At 36.2% G+C, this 24,762-nt stretch carries 14 protein-coding genes; 9 read left to right on the top strand and 5 right to left on the bottom strand.

Annotated elements, in window-relative coordinates:
• On the top strand, positions 1 to 1,365 hold the full coding sequence (locus tag BUE84_RS19750) for a SusD/RagB family nutrient-binding outer membrane lipoprotein (RefSeq protein WP_079243176.1): 1,365 nt from the start codon (positions 1 to 3) through the stop codon (positions 1,363 to 1,365).
• 128 nt (positions 1,366 to 1,493) lie between these two features.
• Positions 1,494 to 3,251, top strand: coding sequence for an arginine--tRNA ligase (argS, locus tag BUE84_RS19745; RefSeq protein ID WP_079243175.1), 1,758 nt, complete (start codon positions 1,494 to 1,496; stop codon positions 3,249 to 3,251).
• 55 nt (positions 3,252 to 3,306) lie between these two features.
• Here argS and BUE84_RS19740 read toward each other — a convergent pair whose 3' ends face one another.
• The 5 genes from BUE84_RS19740 to ccoN all read right to left on the bottom strand — a co-directional run bounded on the left by BUE84_RS19740 (position 3,307) and on the right by ccoN (position 15,109).
• Positions 3,307 to 4,278 carry a YihY/virulence factor BrkB family protein gene (locus tag BUE84_RS19740; RefSeq protein WP_079243174.1) on the bottom strand — a complete coding sequence of 324 codons (972 nt, stop codon included), beginning with the start codon at positions 4,276 to 4,278 and terminating at the stop codon, positions 3,307 to 3,309.
• A gap of 1 nt (position 4,279) precedes the next feature.
• Positions 4,280 to 6,607, bottom strand: coding sequence for a BamA/TamA family outer membrane protein (locus BUE84_RS19735; RefSeq protein WP_079243173.1), 2,328 nt, complete (start codon positions 6,605 to 6,607; stop codon positions 4,280 to 4,282).
• Entirely contained in the window at positions 6,607 to 11,634 is a 5,028-nt protein-coding gene (locus BUE84_RS19730) for a translocation/assembly module TamB (protein WP_079243172.1), read from the bottom strand. The genes BUE84_RS19735 and BUE84_RS19730 overlap by 1 nt, the downstream gene beginning before the upstream one ends.
• Before the next feature lie 288 nt (positions 11,635 to 11,922).
• On the bottom strand, positions 11,923 to 12,810 hold the full coding sequence (locus tag BUE84_RS19725) for a cbb3-type cytochrome c oxidase N-terminal domain-containing protein (RefSeq protein ID WP_062672552.1): 888 nt from the start codon (positions 12,808 to 12,810) through the stop codon (positions 11,923 to 11,925).
• A 19-nt stretch (positions 12,811 to 12,829) separates the two neighbouring features.
• Positions 12,830 to 15,109: a cytochrome-c oxidase, cbb3-type subunit I gene (gene ccoN, locus BUE84_RS19720; RefSeq protein WP_079243171.1), complete on the bottom strand. Its 2,280-nt coding sequence runs from the start codon at positions 15,107 to 15,109 to the stop codon at positions 12,830 to 12,832.
• 184 nt (positions 15,110 to 15,293) lie between these two features.
• On the opposite strand from ccoN, the gene BUE84_RS19715 reads away from it, so the two are divergent.
• From BUE84_RS19715 to BUE84_RS19685, 7 genes are all read left to right on the top strand, one after another.
• Positions 15,294 to 15,587 (top strand): helix-turn-helix domain-containing protein, encoded by a 294-nt coding sequence (locus BUE84_RS19715; RefSeq protein ID WP_079243170.1) that lies wholly within the window; start codon positions 15,294 to 15,296, stop codon positions 15,585 to 15,587.
• A 286-nt stretch (positions 15,588 to 15,873) separates the two neighbouring features.
• A complete protein-coding gene (locus BUE84_RS19710; RefSeq protein WP_079243169.1) occupies positions 15,874 to 18,843 on the top strand; it encodes a sensor histidine kinase in 2,970 nt (989 codons plus the stop codon).
• Positions 18,840 to 19,454, top strand: a complete 615-nt coding sequence (locus tag BUE84_RS19705) for a response regulator transcription factor (RefSeq protein WP_079243168.1) — start codon at positions 18,840 to 18,842, stop codon at positions 19,452 to 19,454. The genes BUE84_RS19710 and BUE84_RS19705 overlap by 4 nt, the downstream gene beginning before the upstream one ends.
• Before the next feature lie 190 nt (positions 19,455 to 19,644).
• Positions 19,645 to 20,469 carry a hypothetical protein gene (locus BUE84_RS19700; RefSeq protein ID WP_079243167.1) on the top strand — a complete coding sequence of 275 codons (825 nt, stop codon included), beginning with the start codon at positions 19,645 to 19,647 and terminating at the stop codon, positions 20,467 to 20,469.
• A 189-nt stretch (positions 20,470 to 20,658) separates the two neighbouring features.
• On the top strand, positions 20,659 to 22,077 hold the full coding sequence (locus tag BUE84_RS19695; protein WP_079243166.1) for an amino acid permease: 1,419 nt from the start codon (positions 20,659 to 20,661) through the stop codon (positions 22,075 to 22,077).
• A 341-nt stretch (positions 22,078 to 22,418) separates the two neighbouring features.
• Positions 22,419 to 23,525: an agmatine/peptidylarginine deiminase gene (locus tag BUE84_RS19690; protein WP_079243165.1), complete on the top strand. Its 1,107-nt coding sequence runs from the start codon at positions 22,419 to 22,421 to the stop codon at positions 23,523 to 23,525.
• A gap of 238 nt (positions 23,526 to 23,763) precedes the next feature.
• Entirely contained in the window at positions 23,764 to 24,396 is a 633-nt protein-coding gene (locus BUE84_RS19685) for an HdeD family acid-resistance protein (RefSeq protein ID WP_079243164.1), read from the top strand.
• Positions 24,397 to 24,762: the final 366 nt, after the last annotated feature.

Here is a 24,762-nt window from a genome sequence, read left to right as displayed (position 1 = left end):
ATGAAAAAAATAATATACATACCTATAATTATTGCCGGAATATTTCTCAATTCTTGTCAGCATGAGCTAGATACATTTAATGAAAATCCCAATAGTCCTACACAAGTTACATCTCCTAAAACTTTATTTACCGGTGCAGCAGTAGGAACAATTAATAATTCAACAGGTAACTTGACAAGACAAATAAGTTTGTTGGCTCAGCATACTAATGGAAATCAGTTTCAGTCATTAAATTATACCAATTATTTTTTAACAGAATTGGATAATGAAACAGATTGGTCTAATATTTATAAGACTGGAGTAAATCTTCATCAGATTATCACTCAGTTTGGGGATAAATATCCTTATTATTCAGGTATGGCTAAGATTTTATTAGCTATGAATATGGGATATGCTACTGATGCTTGGGGAGATATCCCTTTCTCAGAAGCATTTCAGGGGGTTAATAATTTCTCTCCGAAATATGATTCTCAGCAAAATGTTATTGCCCAGATTCAAAGTTATTTAGATAGTGCAATAATAGATTTATCAAAACCTGGAAATGCTAATTTAGGGCTACCGGCAGGTGATGATATTTTTTATGCAGGAAATATAGATAAATGGAAAAAATTAGCCTATGCCATTAAAGCACGATATGCATTAAGATTAACTCAAAGAGAAGGAAGTACTGTAGCAGCTCAGAAGGCTTTAAACTACTTGCAAAACTCGTTTACATCCAGTTCGGATAACTTGGTGGCTCGGTTTGATGGAGGAAATAATCAAAATCTTTGGTTTGCATTTGATAATCAAAGATCAGGTTATATGTCTATGGGAAAATATTTTATAGATCTTTTAAAGAATAGTAGTGATCCAAGGTTACCTCATTATGCTGGATTAGATGCATCCGGGGGATATTCTGGATCAGCTCCGGAAGAAAGCAACACAGATGCTTCTCCTTTTGGGAGTTACTTTGCAGGAAGTGCAAGTACATCGAATATAATATTTAGCTATAGTGAAATTAAATTCATAGAAGCAGAAGCACAATTCAGACTGGGAAATACGGTAGGTGCTCAAGCTGCCCTGAAAGCTGCTGTAAGTGCATCTTTGATAGATGTTACTGGTGCTGATAATCCTGTCTTTGCTACTACAGCTTCAGCCGCAGTAACATTACAGAATATTATTACTCAAAAATATTCTTCCCTGTTTACTACAATGGAGCCTTATAATGATTGGAGACGTACAGGCTTCCCTGTATTAACCGCTAATCAAAAAAGCCAATCTAAAAAAATACCTTTGAGATTAATAACTCCTAAAGCTGAAAGAACATTAAATAATAATGCAGCAGTCGTGAGTGATGTGAGTATACCCGTTTGGTGGGATAACTAGGACCATTTAAATTTTTAAACCGCCTTCGGGCGGTTTTTTTATTTCCGTATATTTGTAACTCAGATTTTGAGCTGAGATACACTTTAAAAATGTTTCAGCGATAAGCATTAAAAAGAGAATTTAGAAACATGAATATTAAATATATTATAGAACAAAAACTTTCGGAGGTCATTTTAAATGTATATCAGTTAAAAGACATCAAACTGGAAGTTCAGGAAAATAAAACGGAATTTGAGGGTGATTTTACCATTGTTACTTTTCCGTTGGTAAAACAATTGAAGAAAAATCCTGAGAGCATCGGGGTTGAATTAGGAGAAGCTTTAACAGAAACGGATCTTTTTGAAAGCTTTAATGTGGTAAAAGGTTTCCTTAATGTGAAGGTGAAAAATCAATTGTTTGTGGATAACTTCAGATCTGTAACTAAGAATTTTTCCACTATAGAAAAGAAAAATGCTACGGTAATGGTAGAATATTCTTCACCGAATACCAATAAACCATTGCACTTAGGGCATATCAGAAATAATTTATTAGGATTTTCAGTAGCTCAGATTTTAAAAGAAGCCGGATATGATGTAATCAAAACTCAGATTATTAATGACAGAGGTATTCATATCTGTAAATCTATGCTGGCCTGGGAGAAATTCGGAAACGGAGCAACGCCTGAAACAACGAATACCAAAGGAGACAAATTTGTAGGAAACTACTATGTAGAATTTGATAAAAACTACAAAAAAGAAATTGCAGATCTTGTAAACCAAGGTGTAGGAGAGGAGCAGGCGAAAAAAGAAGCTCCAGTGATGAAAGAAGCTCAGAAAATGCTTTTGGATTGGGAAAATGGTGAAGAAACTGTAAGAGCACTTTGGGCAGAAATGAACTCATGGGTTTACAAAGGTTTCAATGAAACGTATAAAAGATTAGGGGTTGATTTTGACCAGGTTCAATATGAAAGCAACACGTATATTTTAGGAAAAGATCTTATTCAGGCGGGATTAGATAAAGGTGTTTTGTATCAGAAAGAAGATGGTTCTGTTTGGTGTGATCTTACCGATGAGGGACTTGATCAAAAGCTATTGCTTCGTTCAGACGGTACATCAGTCTACATGACGCAGGATCTTGGAACAGCAGTAGAGCGTTTCAAGCAAAATAATATCCAAAAGCTGATCTATACAGTAGGAAACGAACAGGATTACCACTTCCAGGTTTTATTTAAAATCCTGAAAAAATTAGGGTATGAATGGGCAGATCAGTTGTTCCACCTTTCTTACGGAATGGTAGAACTTCCTGAAGGTAAAATGAAATCCCGTGAAGGAACTGTAGTAGACGCAGATGATCTGATGCAGGAGATGTACGAAACGGCAAAATCTAAGGCTCAGGAGTTAGGAAAACTGGAAACTCTTTCAGAAGAAGATAAAGAAGCATCTTATGAAACAGTAGGATTGGGGGCATTGAAATATTTCATGCTTAAAGTAGATCCTAAGAAAAAAATGCTTTTCAATCCTGCAGAAAGTATTGATTTTAATGGAAATACAGGTCCGTTTATTCAATATACCTATGCACGTATTCAGTCGTTATTGTCTAAAGCAGGTGCTTTACAAACAGAGACTGCAGATATTGAATTGAATCAATCCGAAAAAGAATTGATTATGCAATTGACCAACTTTAAAACTGTAGTTGCTAAATCAGCGGAAACGTTAAGCCCGGCTTTGGTTGCCAACTATGTTTATGATCTTGTTAAAGCCTATAACTCTTTCTATCAGAATAATCCAATTCTGAATCAGGAAGATGAAAACGTAAAACAATTCCGTTTAAATATTTCAGATATCACAGCAAAGACGATCAAAAAATCGTTAGAGTTGCTGGGAATCGGAACGGTAAACAGAATGTAAAAATAGAAAGCCTCCTGAATTTCAGGAGGCTTTTTTATTATAAATCTATTTAATACTAAGATTGTTTTGGTTCCGAAGTTTCTGGACTTTTATCTTCCTCTTGATTATCTTTCATCTGTTTCAAACTATCAGCGTACAGTTTGGCTGGAGTCCACCGTGCATGTTTGGAAAGAATAACTTTATATCCTTTTTTGTAAGTATAAACTTTGGTAAATTCTGCGCCGAAGAATATCAGCATACAGGAATAATTGATCCACATCATAATCAGAATGACGGTTCCGGCAGCGCCAAAGGCTGAAGTAGGTTTTACCTGGTTAAAATAGAGGCTTAATAAAAATTTTCCCAGCGTAAATAAAACAGTAGTGAGAAAAGCTCCTTTCCATACCGGTTTCCAGCTGACCAAAACATCAGGCAAAACTTTAAACATTAAAGCAAATAAGAGCATGACAAGTCCAAAGCCTACAGCGAAATTCACGGTTTCTACCAGCATATACGTTTCAAAACCAAAATATTGGGTGATAATCGTATTAAACAGACTGATCAGAGAAGATAAAATCATGGTGATCATCAGAAGAAATCCCAGAATAAGAATCATCCCTAAAGAATTCGCTCTGTCCAGCAGAAATTTAACCAGTGCTTTTTTGGGAGCTGCTTCCACTTCCCAAAGTGTATTTAATGAATGCTGAAGCTGAAAGAAGAGGGTTGTAGAACCGAAAACTAATGACCCGACTCCCACTGCCTTCATAAAAATATTTTTTTTATCAATAAGAGCTCCGGCCAGCATTCCTTCGATACTTTTTGCCACATCTGGCCCCATAATACCGCTGATTTGTGTGCTGATCTGCCCACGGATAGCTTCTTCACCAAAGAAATTTCCAAGTACCCAGATAATAATGATCAATAATCCCGGAATAGAAAAGATGGCATAATACGCAAGACTTGCTGAATCTTTTGATGCAGTAGAATTGTTCCATTCAGTAAATGTATCTTTAAGAACTTCCCAGAAAAATTTAACAGTATTGATCATATTAAAAAGGATATCCGATGGCAATATTAAAAACAAGATTATCTTTTCTCCAGCTTGGATCTCCGAAATTAATTTTATCGAAGGTCCATCTGTCTCCTTTCTGATAGTAAGGAACTCTCAGTGGCATGGCCAGATCCAGTCTTAAAATCAGGATAGAAAAATCCAGTCTCAGACCTACTCCGGCTCCCACCGCAATTTCATTTAAAAAGTCTTTTGAAAATTTAGCGCCCGGTCTGTCTTTATCGTCGTGAAGCAGCCAGATATTTCCGGCATCTACAAAAACAGCAGCATTTAAAAATTTATAAAGATTGGCTCTGTACTCAGCATTTAATTCCAGTTTGATATCTCCAGACTGGTCAAAGTAAATGCTCGGATCTATCGTTCTCGGATCAAAACTTCCCGGTCCTAATGTTCTTGCACGGAATGCTCTGATACTGTTACTCCCTCCTGAGAAAAACTGTTTAGAGAAAGGAATAAATTCTGAATTTCCGTAAGGATAAGCGATTCCTCCGATAAATCTCGTTGCCAGTGAAGATTTTTCAGTAAACTTATGATAGAATCTTATGTCGTTTTCAATCTTTACATACTGGCTGAAAGGAATTCCAAATATTTTCTTCTCTTTGTCCTTTTTTACATCAGCTCCGGTAACCAGACCTGTAATATTTCCTGCCAGATCAAGTGTTCCTTTGTAGTAAAAGGTATTGGTTCTTGGCAGCATCGTATTAGTGTAGGTATAAGAATAGGTAGGACCGAAAATAAGCTGTTTGGCTACAACTCTTTTCAAGGCAGGATTTTTTGCAGAGATAGATTCATATTCTGCAGTGACATTTGCAGGAGAAACCAATGTAATATCAATCACTTTCAGATCATGTTCTTTCCTTGCATTTTCTTTCCATAGATATCCGAATGATCCGGTGAAATTATTAAGCGTATAATATTGGGTTCTGTTTTGGAATTCATATCCCAATGTAATATTTGTTCTGGGAACAAATTCACTGGAAGAATGAAAACGGAATGGTGCTACAATTCTCGGAATAGAAAGTTGTACGTTTGTTCCTGCACGGAAAATATTATTGGCATTCTGAGCGCCTCCCATCTGAAAATCAAATGCTCCGTAGATGGCGGCTTTGAATTGCTCGGCACCACGGAAAAAGTTTCTGTGAGTCCAGTTAAGGTTCAGCTCACTACCTGCATAATTGGCAGAGTTCGTTCTTCCCAATGCTTCCAGGCGAAGCGACTGGACTTGTCTAGGGGTCAATAGATAATACGCATCAAATTTATGGCTTAAAGAATCAGACACAATGAACTCATTCTTTACAAATTTGAATACACCCAGACTGATCAATCGGTTCAGGGTAAGATTATGATTAGAGCGGTTATAAAGATCTCCTTTTTTGAAATATAATGCTCTGTCAAAAATTTTTGGTTTGAATTTATGTTGCGGATCAATGACATAAATGTCGTCAAAACGATATTTGGCAAGAGAATCTTTATCCATCGGGATACTGTATTTACCATCTTTTACGTCCTGAATGTTGTAATTGGGAAATACAATAACATTATCAATGCTAAACTGCTGCGTTGCTAAATCAGGGGTATTGTCTTTCAGTTTTACATTAAGTTCCACCTTATGATTTTTGCTCACCGTACTGTCAGCCTGAACAATAATATTATCGGGATGGAAATAATAAAAACCTCTTTCTTTTAACCTATTGTCAATTCTGTCTCTTTCAGCTTTGATAACATCCAGATCAAATGGTCTTCCGTTTTTAAGAAGGGTTCTATCCGTAAGGTTTTGAATTTCCTGATTAACCAGTGTAGAATCTTTCTGGAATTTTACGCCGTCAATCAGATATCTTGAACCCGGCCTTAAGGTGTAAATAACCTGAGCTTTTTTGTTCTTTGAAACCGTATCATAAGAAGCTTTAGCATTGAAATATCCTTTGTTTTCAGAATAATTGACGATGATATCTTTATTGAACTCACGGTCTACATCACCCAATAATACAGGCTTTTCACCCACTTTATATTTTAGCCAGTAATTAAAACCCTTATCCTTTTTAGGTTCCTTGGCTATATTATAGAAATACAGCTTTGGGCGCAGTCCTAAAAACGTAGAATTGGGTTTTGGAGTAAGATTGGCTTCTAAGGCAGCCTGAAGATCTTTTTTTTCTTTTTTGGAAATTGTATCATTCTCAATCTTCACTTTGGCTCCTGTATACAGCATCTGGCCTTCTTTCAAAAACCTGGTATTGCTGCACGAAATTACCGTGGATGCCATTCCGGAAACCAACAGATACTTACAATATATATGGAACTTATTACTCATTATTTAAATTCTACCACTTGGTTATTTTGATTTTTTTTCGGCTTCTTCTCTTTAGATTTCTGGAAAATCTCGCGGAATTTGTCATAATCCAATGTAATGATGAATCCAACTCCGGTCTCTATGATCTGCCCCTGAAGAGCCACCTGATACTCATCTTTACGGTAAGCTCGTAACATATACCTTCCATCTTTAGAAAGGCTGTAATCTACTGAAACATTACCCGCAATATTGGTCATATTTTCATTTTGACGGGCCTGACCTTCCAGTCCGAAATTACTTCCTACCGTTACTTTCAGTCGGTCATTCAATAATTTTTTACTGATATCTACATTCAGGTCAGTTCGCGTATTTTTTTCTCCGGTGGAATAATCTTCTGAAGAATCAAGACCAAAATTAAGATCTACTCCTTTAATTAGTCCTGCGGCAAGATTGTTCAGCTGCTGAGAAAGAATTTTACTCACACTCTGTCTTGCCATAGTCTCTGCAGACATTCCAGCTCCACTTTCAAATGGATTTTCTCCGATAAAACGGTTCAGAAGAAGTAAGGCAAACACCTGCTTATTCAGCTCGGATTCCTGAGTTCTGATCTGGGCAAGCTTTTGATCTACAACATCTTTCACATTCGTCGATACAGAATTATTTTTTTCATCTGTAGTGATATCAAAAGTAAGCTGAGGCTTCAATAATTCCCCTTTCATTTTTAATAAAGCATTGAAAGGAACTCTCTGCTTAAACTGATTCAATGTTGAAGCACTTTCTCCACTGATCTGCTGTTCTACAAGGTCAATAGGCGCAGCTTCTGTTTTATAAACGGCGGTAATATCCATTTGGGCCGTTGTAGGTTCACCGGTCCATGTGATAGTACTGCCTTTCTGGATGTCAAATTTACGTTTCAGGAAACTCACAGAAAGATCATAACTTCCTTTTTCCACTTCATATACTCCTACCAATGTGGTTTTTCCTGACGGATCTATTCCTCCGGTTAACTCTGCCTCACCCTGGAGCTGTACAAAATCACCATTGGCTTTATCAATGATCAGCGACAGTTTTGCTTCTTTGCTGACTTCAATATTAACACTCACATCCATCCCTTTGATACGGCTTTGCGCATTAAGAGAATCTGCTTTGATTGTTTTGTTTAAAACCACCTGATCCTGATCCACAAATTCTACAATACCATCTCTTTCCTGTAAAGTAGGGCTGGATTGAGGAAGAACAAAAGTGAAATCCGTATTGTCTGCCACGCTCAGTCTTCCATCTACTTTTGGAAGATCAAGGTTTCCGCGGATATGAAGTCCGGCATCAATAGCAAGAACACCATACATCATTGCGTCATTGGATTTTTCTGAATTGACAACTTTAAAATCTTTAGCATTCACATTCAGGTTAAAGGCGAAATCTCTGTAGGTCTGAGTCAGGACCTGTCCGTCTACAACAAGAGCATTTCCGTCTTTATCTTTTATTTTAAATTTATCAAACTCGATTCCCTGGCTGGTAAAATCTATTTCATCACTCAGGTGTCTGAAATCACTTCCTGTTTTGGCAATTTCCAGTCCGGCATCATTGAATTTTACTTTTCCTAAAATATTGGGTTTATCAGTCGTTCCGGTGATCTTTAAATTTCCTGAGAGATAACCTTCCGTATTGGTAATCGCATTCATAGAAAACCCTTGAATACTCTTCATCTGAAGCTGATTGATTGCCATATTCAGATCAAAAGTACTGGAAGAAGTATTGTAATCACCCAGGATTTTTACGTCATTATTATTTCCGGAAAGGGCAATATCTGCATTTAAAATCTTCGGTGAAGCATTGTTCACTTTTACCGCAAGATTTCCAACAGGGCTTCCGTAGACGATTAAATCAGAAATATTCAGATCCGAAGTAAAAGTCATATTTTTAGTTACATCACGAAGCTGTGCTGTTCCGTTGATGGTTCCTCTTGCCAGAACCGTATCTTTTTTAATAAGTTCCGTAATGGTTTCAATCTTGAAATCTTTCAACGAAATGTTCAAAGGACTGCTTGGGCTGCTGCTTTCCGACTGAACAGCGATTTCACTGTTTCCATTGGAGAGAATAAAATTATCCGCCAGAATTCCTTTACTGCTGATTTGTATTCTATTATTTTCTGCAACGTTCCAGTCTGTGTAATTGAGTTTTAATCCGTTCGGGTTAAGAGAAATTTCTGTAATATCATTCAGTGATTTTGCATTTCCTGCAATCAGGAATTGGGTAGCATCTTTCTCATCTTTTGTCGTAACATTGTAGCGAATGGTGTTGTCAGCAACATCTCCATCAATATTGATTTTGTTTAAAGAAAAACTTGAGCTTTTCAATGCTGCCACATTCAGACTGTACTGCAATGCCTGATTTTCATTGGTGACTTTCAAGGCTCCTTTTTCAATGGTATTTTCACCATACAGTAACCTTGGGATCTGTCCGTCAATCTCTATTTTTTGAGAATCTGCATCATAATTCCCGACAAGATTGATCGTTTCAAAATCTTTCAGATCCGGCACAAATTTTCTGATCAGATCATCATTTTTTACTTTGGCGGTAAAGGTAAAATGTTGTCCCGGATCAATTTTCTGGGTTTTATCCGGTTTCTGGAATTGATAATATTGATTGATCGTTTGGGTTAAAGCACCAAAGATCTGGGTAAGTTTATATTTTCCTTTCAGTTCCACATCTGCAATCTGAGAATTGAAAATAATCTGAGTAGAATCTATTGTGGATGATGCTTTCAGGTTAACTTCCTGTACCGGATAAACCTCTTTCGTATCAGAGAATGCAAAATCTTTAAGGTTTAGATAGCCATTCAGATTATTTGGATCTAAGCTGGTGAAATCTCCATCAATTTTTCCGGCAATGATCATTGGCTTTTCATAGAAGCCAAGTTTGTTGACATCCAGCTTGATGACTTCTCCATTGATTTTTACGGTAGGATTTTTTTCATCATACACACCGGAAGCAGCCAGCTGTAGACTGGCATTCGGGTCTTTTGAATCTAAAATCACATGATATGCTCCTTTGTTGATCTTTCCGGTAAGGTTCATATTTTGATAACGATATCCTTTGTAGACGGCAGAAGCAACATGCCCTTTTAAATCCGCTTTGGCATTTTTAAAATCAAAACTTTCTCCTTTTGCGGCAATTTGTGCGGTGATGGGACCAACATCTTTGTTCTGAATAATTTTTCCTACCTGTATTCCCTGAAGATTGGCTTTTACATCATACAGTTCGTGATTCTTTCTACGCATGTCTACCTGCGCGATGATGGCTGCATTTCCTAAAGTAGAGTAGAGGTTCAGATCAGTATTCACAACCTTAGTTGTACCTTTTGCATTTCCTTTAATGCTGAAATGGGAAGGAAGCGAAATATTGGAAGGAATCGTATTTTTAGGAACAAGATTGAATATCGTTTTGGCACTGGAAGAAAACTCTCCGATTCTCAGATCGTAATACAGCTGATCAGGATTCATCGCATTTTTGATCTTTCCGGAAGCCATTACTCTCAATTGATCCAGCCCGGAAACTTTAAGATCCTGAATTAAAAGATCATTGACGCTTCCTTTTACATTCGCATTTACGTTAAGGATTGCGTTCGGATATTTGTTGAACGGAACGGTATTTTTTAAAGTAGGAACCAGATTCAGAATGTCGGAGAATCCTATTTTTGAATCTTTGATATTGGCTGAAATCTTTACAGCGCCTAAGTTTGAGCTAAGCTGATCAATGGAGTTATAGTTTAAAATAACCTCATCACGTAATATCGTTTTCGGGGTTTGAAGATAAAGGTCTTTGAGATAAGCTTCCTTTTCAGCATATACAAAATCCGTATTGAATTTTTGGATATCCAAGCCTCTGTTTTCTTTGATTTCTGCAGAATTTACTGTTCCTGCAAAAGTATTGTTCTCCATTTTGAAGCTTCTTACCTCAACATTCATTTTTGAAAAATTAAGATGATTGAAGTCTATACCTTGTTTGGTTGGAGCAATAGCGGTATTGTTATAAGTTGCCTTTACATCATTCAAAACAAGTTTTCCTAAGAGAAGTTTCATGGCTTTATCCTGATCGGAAGCTTTGGAAACCTCAGGTTCCTGTGTTTTTTTCGGATTGGCATTCTGAGCGGGAAGGTAGAGATTGGCATTGATGTCTGCTCCGGAAAGAAATACATTGGCTACATGGTAGGCATTATTCTCCAGATCAAGTTTATTAACCTTTGTGCTCAGTTCTTTAAATATAACTTTTGCGAATGTTTTGGTATTTTCATCACCGTAATCAATATCGAAATGAGTGAGTTTAATGCCTCTCAATCCAATATTCATCGGTTTCTTTTCATTGAGAGAATCTACTTTTTTCTCTACTTTTTGAGCAACTTCTTCTACGAGTCCCTGCTTTAACTTTAATTTTAATCCGTCAAGATTGATGTCATTGACTGCATATTTGTTTTTGCTGAGATCAAAAGTTTTGACTCTGGTATCGAACGACTTAAAATAGAGTTTGATGTCATTCTTCGACTGCTGGTCGTTGAAGGTTACTCCAATATCTTTTAAATTGATTTTATCAAGAGAAATAATAAAGGGCTTGGAAGGGCTTTCTTCTTTATCACTGGACGCAAATGCATCAATAATATAATCAAAATTGAATTTGCCATCCGGTTTCCGTACCACATTAGCACGGGCACCTTCCATGTTGACTGAAGTAATATCTGCCGTAGAATTAAGGAGTTTCAGCATGTGTAACCCTACATCCAGTTTCTTTACTGCCAGAAGGGTATCTACATCTTGCCCTTTGAGGTAGAGATTTTCCATGACAAGGCTGTTGGGAAATCCGATGTAAACTCTTTCAAGTTTTACCGGAGTTTTGATTTTTTTCTCCAGATAAACAATGAGCTTGTCTTTGATAAAATTTTGGACGGCAGGAAGCCTTAAGCTTAGGATCAACAGGGTAAGAAGAACCAATATTGAAATAAAGGTTATTGCAATACGCCTTAAAAGTTTTGTAGTGTTGATTTTCAGTTTCAAATGCGAAGTGGTTTCTAACAAAGATAATAATACTATTTTATTTGGTCCTTGTTGTGGTACCCTTTTGCGAATGCAAAAATCCTGCCTTGGCTGTCTTTTTATGGAATTTCTAGTTTGTAGTTGTCAAGTGAATAGTTGAGTAAGACAGCCAAAGTAAGGATTGTTATTGGTAAAAAACGCCCCCTTTTATCATTTTTTTAATGTTGAAAAGGTTAGTTAGCAAAAATGAAATTCAAATGTTAGTAGTGTTGAAGGGGGCGTGGCATGGTTTATATGATAGATAATAATTTAGTTGTTTCCGTTTTCCCATTTCACTTCTTCTCCCTGAGGAGCAGCACCTCCTTGTGCTGTAGTGATAGGAGCAGTTTCCTGGTTGATGTGATAAATATAAGCGGCAATCTTTTCAGCATCTCTTCCGGTAATGGTTCCTTCCTTAATGAAAGGTCTCATGGTAGGATTGTTTGGAGAACCGTTTTCAAGCATCCAGAATACATTTTTAAATAAGCTTTTTTCTTTAATATTGATCCAGTGGGTATCGGTAAGGTTAGGACCTATACCACCTTTTCCTCCGTCACCGTGGCAGGTGACACAATTCGTTTTAAACAATTCCTGTCCTTCTGCAATATTATCTGCACTGTATTTTGCTGATTCCAGATTGATCTGAGGAGCTGTTTTCTCATACTCAGCAATGGAAGCTAACATCGTTTTTGTTTCTTTGGTATATTCTGCTTCCGGATGAGCATAGTCTGTGAAAGAAAAAGCAAACAGATAAACTGCACAGAAAATACATCCGAACCAGAACAAGCCGATCCACCATTTCGGAAGAGAGTTGTCAAGCTCTGTAATGCCGTCAAAACCATGGTCGATAAGAATATCTTTTTCTTCCGTAGCAGTTTGTTTTTTGAAGGCAGAGTTCCATAATTTCTGGTAGTACGGAACTTTCTTTTCTTCCAGGTATTGTTTTTTCTCTTCCTCGGATAATCTGTTGAAACTTTCATTTTCCACCAGATCTCCAATAGAGTTCATAATCAGTAACAGGATAGTGGCGATTAATATCAGCGCCCAGAAAAAAGGAGAAGAAAAATATCCTGAATCTCCGGCGAACATTTCAAAGGCCATGATCGTTAAACCTATCGTAGTTGCGATATATATTGAAATGGGGGTTCTCGTTTTCATTGCAGTTTAATTTTAAATGTTACTCTACGCTTGCGGTTTGTACCTGTGTTGTTTTAATGTCTGTACCTAATCTTTGCAGGTAAGCAATCATTGCCACAATTTCTCTTTGTTCAAGCGGTACATAGGCAGATCCTTTTGCTGTTTTTTCTTTTACCATCTGATCTTTTACATCTGTTGCTTCAGCGTAAATTCTCTGTACAATTGCTTTAGACTGGTTGTCTGCCCATTGGTTGGCAGAATCAATCTGAGCTTTTGTATAAGGAACATCGAAGGCATTTTTCATCAGTTTCATTTTGTCCACCATTTGAGTTTTGTCCAGTTTATTGGTAATTAACCATGGGAAACGTGGCATGATAGAACCGGCAGAAGTAATTCTTGGGTTATACATATGTTTGAAGTGCCATGAATCCGGGTTTCTTCCTCCTTCTCTGTGAAGATCCGGTCCTGTTCTTTTAGATCCCCATAAAAATGGTCTGTCGTATACGAATTCTCCCGCTTTGGAATACTGTCCGTTTTTTCCTTCAAATCTTACAACTTCGTCACGGAACGGTCTGATCATTTGTGAGTGGCATGAGTTACATCCCTCACGGATATATAAATCTCTACCTTCCAGTTCCAGTGGAGTATAGGGCTTTACTGCGGTAATTGTCGGAACACTTTGCTTCAGTGACAATGTAGGAACAATTTCCACCAATCCACCGATTGCTATAGTGATGAAAGCTAATACAGAAAGGAGAGTAGGTGTTCTTTCCAACCAGAGGTGTACACCTTCGCCTTCTTTTCTTGTGCTTCCGATATTGGCTAATGCAGGAGCCTCCGCAGGAACGTTTTTCTGGAATGAACCGGCTTTAATCGTTTTGATAACATTGATTACCATTAAAATTGCTCCGGATAAATATAGTATTCCACCTAAGAATCTCATTTTAAAGTATGGAATAATTGCCGTTACCGTATCCAGCCAGTTTTTCCACAATAAAGTTCCGTCCGGATTGAATTGCTTCCACATTAATCCCTGTGTAAATCCTGAAATATACATAGGTACTGCATAGAAGATGATTCCTAAAGTTCCTAACCAGAAGTGCCAGTTGGCTAATTTTTTAGACCAAAGAGATGTTCTCCACATGATCGGAACCAGATAATATACCACTCCGAATGCCATAAAACCATTCCATCCAAGAGCTCCCAGGTGTACGTGGCCGATAACCCAGTCGGTATAGTGACCAATTTTATTTAATGATTTTGTTGCCAATAAAGGCCCTTCGAAAGTAGCCATACCATAACATGTAACTGCTACAACAAAGAATTTTAGAATAGGATTTTCTCTTACTTTATCCCATGCTCCTCTTAAGGTAAGAAGACCATTCAGCATTCCTCCCCATGACGGTGCAATCAACATAATAGAGAATCCTGTTCCTACCGCCTGAGCCCATGCCGGTAAAGCTGTATATTGCAGGTGGTGAGGCCCGGCCCAAAGATATACGAAGATCAGCGACCAGAAGTGAATGATGGATAATTTGTATGAGAAGACCGGTCGCTGAGCTGCTTTTGGCATAAAGTAATACATCAGACCTAATACAGGGGTGGTTAATACGAATGCAACCGCATTGTGTCCATACCACCATTGTACTAATGCATCTTTTACACCTGCATATACAGAATAAGATTTCCAGCTTGTGAAAGATAACGGAACTTCAAGATTATTGAAGATGTGAAGCATTGCTACTGCAATCCAGGTTGCCAGATAGAACCAGATTGCTACATATAAATGTCTTACTCTTCTCTTAGCAATAGTTCCGAACATATTGATTCCGAAAATGATCCAGGAGAAAGCAATTAAGATATCAATTGGCCATTCATGTTCAGCATATTCTTTAGAAGTATTGATTCCCATAAGGAAAGTAATAACCACACTTACAATCATAAACTGCCAAGACCAGAAGTGAAGCCATGAAAGCGTGTCACTGTACATTCTGGTTTTAAGAAGCCTTTGCATACTGTAATAAGCACCACAGAAAAAGGAGTTACATACGAAAGCAAAAATTACCGCACTGGTATGAAGCATTCTGATTCTCCCGAAGCCCATCGCTCCCTGAGTATTAATCAGTCCCTGAATATTCCCCGAAGCTAAGCTTTTAATCGTTGTATCATCCGTACCGAATAAAAATTCAGGCAATTCAGGATAAAAAAGCATCAATGCAGCTGTAAGCCCCAGCAGAAATCCTACAAGTCCGAATGCGACAGTCGCATAGAGGAATGCTCTGACAATATTATTGTCATAATTAAATTTTTGCGTCTCCATAAATTCCAATAGTGTTTACCGAAGTGATATTTTCTCTGAAAAAAGTTCTATTTTTAAGTCTTTTCTATGTCGAAAATAAATATCATGTAACGTGTATAATGTTTTGCCAAAGGTATTTATTAACTTTGTTGGAGACTAATAGCTAATCTTCTAAAATATACCGAAAACTACTAAAACAAAAACGATGAAAGTATGTGGACAAAATATCAGGAAAATACGTAGGAGCAGAGATCTTACGCAGGAATATATGGCTTTTGAAATGGGGATTTCCCAAAAGGCGTATTCCGATATTGAGAATTCCAAGGTGAAGATCAATCTGGAGATACTGACTAAAATATCCGATATTTTAGACATCAAACCATCAGACATCTGTAGTATTTCGCATAAGTGTGGAAACAATGAATATGAAGATAAATATCAAAACCTTTTGGAATACATGAAAAAGAATAATATTTCTGTTCCGAAAGAATTTTTATAGCCTATAAAAATTTCACTTTTACTTACATTTAATTATCATAGAAGAATGATCTCCTTGGACAGAAGGAGATCATTTTTTTGCGAACAAAAAAGACTGTGTTTTCAGTATGCCTGATGACCATGACATTGATGAGGGAACAAATGTTTGGTTTTTCAAATTTATTATAATGAATATATTATACATATCTAATTATGTAGAAAAAAATTCACATAATTGTGGATAAATGTTTACAATAAATTTAATTTTCTATAATATATTTGTCTTAAATATAAGGCTGTCCTACTGAATGAAGCTTCTTTACTTTATTTCATTTCTGTTTTTTCTAAGTGTCAACGGGCAAAGCTATACTACCCAGTGGTACAACATGGACAATGGTTTGCCTCAAAACAGCATCAAGGACATTGTAAAAGATAAGTATGGTTTTATATGGCTCTCTATGGAAGGCAGAATTGTACGGTATGATGGAAGTAATTTCGTTGAGTACAAAAATTTTAAACTTAAAAACTTAAGTTTTGGTGATTTCTTCGGAAACATCCAAAAAGACAGTATTGCTGTTTTTAATGCTTCTGAGAAAGATGCTCTGATGATTTCCCATAGAAGTCCCCATATTATATCTTCCAGACTGATATCGAGTTCCGGAAACAGGGCAGATAATAAAATATACAAACAAATTTTTAAAAATAATTTCACGGTACGGTATGTTTCGATTGTAGATTCGTTTTTCATCCATTTAAATACGGGTTCTTATTATTTTGAAAAGAATGGAATTATCTATATTGAAAAGAAGAATAAGAAGCGTACGGAAATTGATCTGACATTTTCACAAAGCAGATTAAACCGATTGTTTGTTCATGGGGATTACGTTTTTGTTGCTGATGCTGAGAATAAAAAAATTCTTCAGCTCTATCAGGGAAAATATTCTTATATCAATGCACCATCTGTTTATACTGATCCGGAAACCAAAATTTACTGGCAGCAGATTACCGGACAGGTGTTCATCATCAGTCATGGTAAAATATACAGAAGTGAATTTTCAGATGGAAAATTGAAGCTTACTTATTTGCTGGAATATAAAGATATTGATAAAGATATTTCCGGTGCTATGTTTTACGATGAAGCGGCCCGGAAGTTATACATCGGGAGTTCTATTCATGGGCTTAAAATCCTAAGCTTATCCGATTTTTCGGTTTCCAGAAAGGACTTATCTTATCAGGATGAGGTTTGCTATGCTGCATTACCCTATGGTGATAATTCTGTTCTGACATCAGAAGGTATTAAATACTATCAGAATAGATCAGAAAGACTATATCCTGCTCCCCAATCTTATGATAAACGGTATATTTTGGAAGATAATGCCGGAAATCTGGTTTACAGGGAAAATAATTCCATTTACATCAGATATAAGAACAGTGGATTTACAAAATATGATTCCATTTCTTTTAAAAATAAGGAACTTGATGGTCTGTATAAAAGTGGAGCGCTTTATATGGCATCGCTTGTGAGCGGAAAAGGGTCTTACCTTTATCTGTTTAAGAAAGATAATTTTAAAGAAATTGAAAGAATTATTCCCTGTAAAGATAATATAGATGCTGTTCTCCGATATGATAAAAACTTTCTCTATCTGGGAAGCAGTGGTGGAATATATGTGTATTCACTTATCGCGAATAAAGTGGTGAAGCTTATCGGAAAAGGTCTTCCGGTAAAACAAATTATAAGGACAAAAGATGGAAGTATCTGGTTTACCACATACAATAGAGGGCTTTACTTAATAAAAGATCAAAAGGCAATCAGGGTTCCGTCTGATAAAAATGATTTCCTGGCGAATGCTCATTATCTGTTGGAAGATAAGAATTCCAACCTGTGGATCTCATCCAATAACGGATTGTTTAAAATCAATAAAAATATACTTTTACAATATATAAAAGATCCGAAAGGAGACCTCACTTATTACCGATACACCAAAAAACAGGGACTGTTAAATAATGAATTCAACGGAAGTGCAAATCCCTGTGCCCACATTCTGAAAGATGGACAGTTTGTATTTCCTTCCATGGAGGGATTCGTATTTTTTAATCCTGAAAATGTAAAAACGTATTATCCCCAGCTTGAAGACATACATCTGGAAAGAGCAAAGATAAAAGGAAAGATGATTCAGGTGAAAGATAAACTCTTTCTGGAACGAGGGTATAAAAATGCAGAAATCTATATAGATGTTCCTTACTATTCCGATTTTGAAAATATTTATTTACAGGCTAAGCTTGACAATGAAGACAGCTCATGGATAAATATTAAAAATGATAAAACATTCCGGCTGGCCAATATAGATCCGGGAACCTACAATCTTCTCGTTCGGTTTTTATCTTCTGAAACAGGGAAGTTTATTTATAAAACCATTCCTGTAGAAGTAGAACCCTATTTTTATCAGACACTTATCTTTAAAATACTGATCGCTGGGATTATTATTTTCATTGTTTTGGTGATTGTACAGATCAGGACCAATTTTTTAAGACTGAAAAATAAAGTTCTGAAAAATACCCTTGTTCATAAAGACAAAGAACTTCTCGAAACGAATAACAAACTTAAAAATGAGTCCGATTATCAGAAAAAACTGGTAGAAAGTATCAGTCATGACATTACTACACCCGTAAAGTTTATTGCTCTTCTTTCGCAGGAACTCAACCAATCTGATGATCCAAAGACTCAGAAAAAATATTTTGACAGCATTTATAAAACCTCAGAACAGCTCTATAAATTTACGTTAGGCCTTAAAGAATATACAGAATTATACAAACAACAAAATAGTGCGGAAGAAGAATATTCCGTATATGATCTGATTGAAACCAAAAGATTGCTGTTTGAAGAAATTGCAGCGCAGAAAAATACATTTATCTACAACTTTTGTGATCACCAGTTGACAACACGGCTCAATAAAAACATTCTCCTTGCAGTTTTCCACAATATTATAGATAATGCAGTGAAAAATACTTCAGACGGAGAAATTACCATCACATCAGTTTCCACAGCGTCCCATATGGAAATTAATATTTCAGATACAGGGAACGGAATGTCTGAGGAACAGAGAATTTACTATTCGGGGCTCTTTAAGAAAAAAGAAAATGATGAACATATGATTTTCAAAAACTATGGGTTAGGTCTTCATATGGTTGTTCAGCTGCTCATGAAGATTAATTCCGAAATGACTTTTCATAAAAATACTCCGAAAGGAACCACCATTAAAATCTTTATTAAAATATGACGAAAAAAATACTCATTGCAGATGATCATCATGTGGTAAGAATTGGAACCGCGATGGTTCTGGAGAAAAATTTTAACCATTTTGAGGTCGATTTTGCAGAAACCTATGATGAGGTAAAACAGAAAATACAATCGGAAAAATATGATCTGGTTATTCTTGATATTGAACTTCCGGGAAGTATTCTCAAATCAATGGTGAAAGAGATCAAAGCAATTGCTGAAGATATACTTATCTTAATATTTACATCCTACAAAGAAAATATTGCATTGCAATACATTGAAGAGGGCGCAAATGGCTTTTTGAATAAGCAAAGTGATCCCGAAAATTTTGTCAAAGCTGTTGAGGCGCTCTTTAAAGATGGACAGTATTACACTCCGGAGATATTGAATGAATTGCTGAAAGGAAATAAAAAACGAAAAGCCATTGAGAATTTATCAGAGAGAGAACTGCAGGTTTTTAATCTTCTGGCAAAAGGAAATGGGAATCTTGAAATCGCTAATGCTCTTGATATCGAAGAATCTACCGTAGGAACTTATAAAAGAAGGGTTTATCAAAAATTAAAGATCACCAATCTTGTTGAATTGCTGGAAATCTATAGCGAAATTCATTAATACAACTTCTTTAAAGTCATAATATCATTACACTTTTGTGGAAAAATACGTACAGTTTCTGTTCGTTAAATACCCGTTTTTAGCGGTAGGTTAGTCTCTCATTAACTTCGGTCTGCCAGATGAAGTTAACAGAAAAATATTTCACAAAATTGTTTTGCTTTTTTACGAATAATAATTAAAACCAATTTCAATGAAAAAGATGTATGTTATGACTTTAGGGATTTTTGCAAACGTGGCGTTTGCACAAGTTGGGTTAAATACTCCAAATCCCCAGGCAATGTTTCATTTAGACGGAAAAAAAAATAATGAAACCTCCGGCCCTGTTAGTATTACCAATCAGACGGATGATGTAGTGATGACTGCTGATGGTCGTTTAGGAATCGGGAATAATAACCCGGCAACGAGTTTGGATATTAAAACTGCAGGAACATTAGCGGTTCCGGTGTCGGGAATAAAGATTGTAGACGGAGCCCAAAACGAAAATTATGTGCTGACTTCTGATGTCAACGGGAATGGTCTATGGAAACCTGTAAGGCTTACAGTGGTAAGAGGAACAAATGGAACGGGTATTGATATCCCTTTCACTTCCACGGGAACATTTCAGTATACGGGCTCTTATATTGATCTGCCTCAGGGAAAATGGCTGGTTACAATACAACAACTTATTATCCCTACAGGAACTGCATTAATCAGTGATCAATGGATGTGGATAAGGACAAGCTTTTCAGATCAGCCTAATATTAATCCGGGAGATACCGCGAATATTTCAGGAGATATTTTTGAAGCACCTGTTTTAGTAAGCGGCCTTATTCAGGGGCCTACATCTTCTTCACTCACAAGATTTTCTATCATTCAGGGAAGTTTAATTGTTAATAACTCATCTGGTGCAGTAAAAAGGTATAAATATATTGCCGGAAATAACGTGATTGGAGGTGCGCCATCAGCAGGAAGTTTATTTCAGGGATTCGGAGGTAACTATTCCGAGAATATTATTTATGCTGTACCTACAAACTAATTTCTCAATAATGCTTTAAAAGCTCTTTCAACAGAAGATCAATGATTTTATTATTTATGTGCGGAAAAAGCCTTGACAAATTGTTAAGGTTTTTTCTTGTCCTGTGAATTACAAATTGTCAATTTGCCCCATGGAATGTGAATTTCTCTGAAAAGTTTTTATATATTTAGCGACCGAATAATTCATTCAATGAGCAACGAAAATAAAACAGGACAAAACGAGACTTTAGTTAGAGGATTAACAAACCGACATATACAATTAATTGCCCTTGGAGGTGCCATAGGAACAGGGTTATTTCTGGGAATCGGACCTGCTGCGGTACTGGCAGGACCCTCTGTAATCTTAGGCTATGCTTTGGCAGGAATTATCGCCTTTTTTATTATGCGTCAGCTGGGTGAAATGGTAGTTCAGGAACCTGTTTCGGGAAGTTTTAGCTACTTTGCCTACAAATATTGGGGAAATTTCCCTGGATTTGCCTCCGGATGGAACTACTGGATTCTTTATATTCTGGTAAGTATGGCGGAGCTTACCGCTATCGGACATTATATTCATTTTTGGTGGCCGGAAATACCACTCTGGGTTTCCAGTTTATTCTTCTTTATAGTCATTAATGCACTTAACCTTGCTTCTGTAAAGGTTTACGGAGAAACAGAATTCTGGTTTTCCATTATCAAGGTAGTCGCTATTATTGCCATGATTATTTTCGGAGTATACCTTTTAATAAGTGGTACAGGAGGAGAAAAAGCAACAATCACGAATTTATGGAATGACGGTGGATTTTTCCCGAAAGGATTATTTAATAAAACAGAAAACGGATATTCAGGATTATTTGCGGCAATGGCGATGATCATGTTCTCATTTGGGGGACTTGAACTTATCGGAATTACAGCTGCAGAAGCAAAAAATCCGGAAAAAACCATTCCACAGGCAACCAACCAGGTGATCTATAGAATCCTTATTTTCTATGTAGGAGCTTTGGTGATCTTATTTTCATTAAGTCCCTGGAGAGATATTACAGAAGGATCCAGTCCGTTTGTAATGGTATTTCAAAATCTGAATGGCCTTGAATTCAGTCTTTTTGGTAAAGTAATTCAGTTCAATACATTGATCGCAAATGTTCTTAACCTGATTGTTTTAACAGCTGCTTTGTCTGTATACAACAGTAGTGTTTACAGTAACAGCAGAATGCTTTTCGGATTAGCTCAACAGGGAAATGCTCCGAAATTCCTGAAAAAACTGAACAAAAACTCCGTTCCTACCAATGCAATTATTATTTCTTCTTGCTTTGCCGGGATCTGTATTATCATCAATAAATTAGTGCCGGAAAAAGCTTTTGAATACCTAATGGCTTTGGTTGTATCCACACTGATCATTAACTGGCTGATGATTTGCTACACCCATTTGAAGTTTAAAAAATCAATCAATGCAGAAGGTGTTCAATCCAAATTCCCGTCTATATTTTACCCGATATCCAACTATATCTGTATTGCATTCTTAATCCTGATCTTAGGATTGATGAGCATTACAGGAATGGAAATTCAGGTGATCCTAATTCCAATATGGATTGGCTTTTTGTTCGTAATGTATAAATTGTACAAACCAAAATAAGAATATAACAACTCATTCTGAGGGGTTTCGAAGAGGTGAAAATCATACGGTTTTCACCTCTTTTGTTTTTATTTTCAGTAAATTAGAATAGGAAATAGGATCCCCGTATTTATTTCGCTGTATGAAAAGAATGTCAATTTAGGACAAGATCTGTTTTTTTGAGAGATGTAATTTTGCACCTGTAAATCAACACAATGATGAAGTTGTAGTGTAAAACTAAAAAAAACAAATAGAATGAAAAATATATTTCTCCTCATCTTATTACTCTTTTTTCCTGGTCACGGATTTCTACACAGCCATTACTAATTTGGAGGTATTAATTGAAAAGAAATTTTAATGATATGAAAAAATTATTCACACTCACTTTAGTATTGAGCTTTATATTCAATATGGCACAGACAGACTATTATTTTCCCGAAGAATCTTCAAAACATGAAGGAACATGGCTACAATGGCCGCATCATTATCAACACGGAATGACTTACCGTAAAAGGGTAGAACAGACATGGGTAGACATGACAAAGGCCCTTCAGTCCGGCGAGAAAGTTCACATAATTGCCTATAATAATGAAGAGAAAAACAGAATTACCCGTCTTTTGGAAGAGAACAAAGTTCCAATGAAAAATGTTGATTTCAAAGTGTATCCTACCGATGATGTATGGATCAGAGATAATGGACCTATTTTCGTAAAAGATAAGAAAGGAAATGTTCTCATTGAAGATTGGGGATTCAATGGCTGGGGTGAAAAATTTGATTTTGGAAACTGTGATGAAATTCCACAAAAGATTGGATCAGATCTAGGTATAAAAGTGATCAATCTGAATGATGAAATGGTGAATGAAGGAGGATCTGTGGAAACTGATGGAAACGGAGTTTTAATGGCTTGTAAAAGTTCAGTTATCAGTCAGAAAAAAGGTGCTACCAGAAATAAAGATATCACGCAGGAAGAAGCCGAAGAAATGTTTGAAACTTACTACGGAGTTTCAAAAGTGATCTGGCTGGATGGAGTAACAGGGTTAGATGTTACCGATATGCACATTGATGGTTTTATGAAATTTATCAACCATAATACCATGATTACCATGAAAGACAACGATCTTCTTGAGCTTGGACTTTCTGAGAAAGATGTCAATACGCTTTATACAGCAACGAATGTCAATGGAAAAGAATATAAGAAGGTCTACGTGCCGGCTACCAAAAACAAAGTGAAAACAGCCTACGGAAAACAACTTGACGAAAGCGGGTCTTATGTAAACTATTACGTAGCTAATACAGTGGTATTGGTTCCCAACTATGGAGATCCTAATGATACCATTGCCAATAAAATTATTCAGGATCAGTATCCAAATAGAAAAGTAATAGGAATAGATGTAAGAAATCTGTATGAAAACGGAGGAATGGTTCACTGTGTAACCCAACAGCAACCTGCTGGAAGTTCATCAAAATAAATTCAAATAACAAAGTAATTTTTTTGTACATCAGTCAGGTGGAATCAATTGAATAAATTAATTCCACCTGATTTTTTTATCATAACAAATCACAGAATCTGAAGGGTTTTTCGGTTATTTTTCGTATATTAGTAAGAGGTTATATTTCAAATTCAGGTGAATATTATAATCTGTTTGAAATACCTGCGGAGAAGCCGAAAACCGTTACAAAAAGTAGGCAGGACCAAAAAAGACACCTATGGCCAATTTATTTCAAACCCTTACCAATACAGTGAAACATTGGTATATTCCATTAATCTTCGGAATTCTTTTCCTTATCTGTGGTTTTTATGTATTCAGCGTACCTCTGGCAACGTATGTTACACTTTCTATTTTTTTCAGTGTTTCATTCCTGTTTTCAGGAATTACAGAGATATTTTTTTCCTTACAAAACAGTAAATCTCTGCAGGGTTGGGGCTGGTTTCTTGTAAGCGGATTACTAACAACCGCCATAGGAGTTTATCTTATCGCGAATCCTCAGATTTCAATGACAGTGCTTCCATTTGTGATCGGATTTACTTTGCTGTTCCGTTCTTTTCAATTATTAGGTTTTGCATTTGACTTGAAAAGTATGAGGATAATGAGTTGGGGAAATGTAGCCCTTGCCAGTGTCGGAGGAATTATCTTTTCTCTACTGCTCATATTTAATCCGGTGTTTACGGGGTTTTCATTGGTTACCCTTACCGGTGTTGCATTTATCTTCATGGGAATTGCTTCAATTATGTTGGCCTTAGATTTAAGAAAAGTTAAAAAGATTCCTGGAAAAATAAGCAAGGAACTAAGAGACAGAATCCAATCTATTCAGGAGGAAATTGATGATCTTAAAAAATAAATAATACTATTATTTCTCAATATAAAAGGCCTTGTAAAGGGTCTTTTTTTTGTATACTAAGCAAAAATCTTCAATGATTATTGATATTGGAACTTGTTATTAAAGATACTGTTATGTAGTCTGATGCTCGTGTTAAATATCAATAATATATTTAATAATGTTAAATTTGTGTCTGAAAACTCAAATTTTGAATAGAAAACTAATTTCACAAGTCTCATCATAATATAAAAGATAACTCTGTCTTACCAATGCAGAAATTTTTAATATCTAAAAGGCTATTGCAATAGGGTATATCTTTAAGAGTTCTTCCTGCTAATATCACAACTCTCAAAACTACTACACACAACCAATGTTTGATATAAAACA

Origin of the sequence: Chryseobacterium indologenes (genome assembly GCF_002025665.1) — a bacterium.
GTDB lineage: Bacteria > Bacteroidota > Bacteroidia > Flavobacteriales > Weeksellaceae > Chryseobacterium > Chryseobacterium metallicongregator.
The sequence above is the reverse complement of the archived record's forward strand: the minus strand, read 5'-3'. Positions and strand labels throughout refer to the sequence as shown.

Bases quoted from the DNA above. Each gene is read 5' to 3' on its own strand.
- BUE84_RS19710 (WP_079243169.1), top strand. From the start codon at position 15,874: ATGAAGCTTCTTTACTTTATTTCATTTCTGTTTTTTCTAAGTGTCAAC.
- BUE84_RS19700 (WP_079243167.1), top strand. From the start codon at position 19,645: ATGAAAAAGATGTATGTTATGACTTTAGGGATTTTTGCAAACGTGGCG.
- BUE84_RS19695 (WP_079243166.1), top strand. From the start codon at position 20,659: ATGAGCAACGAAAATAAAACAGGACAAAACGAGACTTTAGTTAGAGGA.
- BUE84_RS19715 (WP_079243170.1), top strand. From the start codon at position 15,294: ATGAAAGTATGTGGACAAAATATCAGGAAAATACGTAGGAGCAGAGAT.
- BUE84_RS19705 (WP_079243168.1), top strand. From the start codon at position 18,840: ATGACGAAAAAAATACTCATTGCAGATGATCATCATGTGGTAAGAATT.
- BUE84_RS19735 (WP_079243173.1), bottom strand. From the start codon at position 6,607: ATGAGTAATAAGTTCCATATATATTGTAAGTATCTGTTGGTTTCCGGA.
- BUE84_RS19725 (WP_062672552.1), bottom strand. From the start codon at position 12,810: ATGAAAACGAGAACCCCCATTTCAATATATATCGCAACTACGATAGGT.
- BUE84_RS19750 (WP_079243176.1), top strand. From the start codon at position 1: ATGAAAAAAATAATATACATACCTATAATTATTGCCGGAATATTTCTC.
- ccoN (WP_079243171.1), bottom strand. From the start codon at position 15,109: ATGGAGACGCAAAAATTTAATTATGACAATAATATTGTCAGAGCATTC.
- BUE84_RS19740 (WP_079243174.1), bottom strand. From the start codon at position 4,278: ATGATCAATACTGTTAAATTTTTCTGGGAAGTTCTTAAAGATACATTT.
- argS (WP_079243175.1), top strand. From the start codon at position 1,494: ATGAATATTAAATATATTATAGAACAAAAACTTTCGGAGGTCATTTTA.
- BUE84_RS19690 (WP_079243165.1), top strand. From the start codon at position 22,419: ATGAAAAAATTATTCACACTCACTTTAGTATTGAGCTTTATATTCAAT.
- BUE84_RS19685 (WP_079243164.1), top strand. From the start codon at position 23,764: ATGGCCAATTTATTTCAAACCCTTACCAATACAGTGAAACATTGGTAT.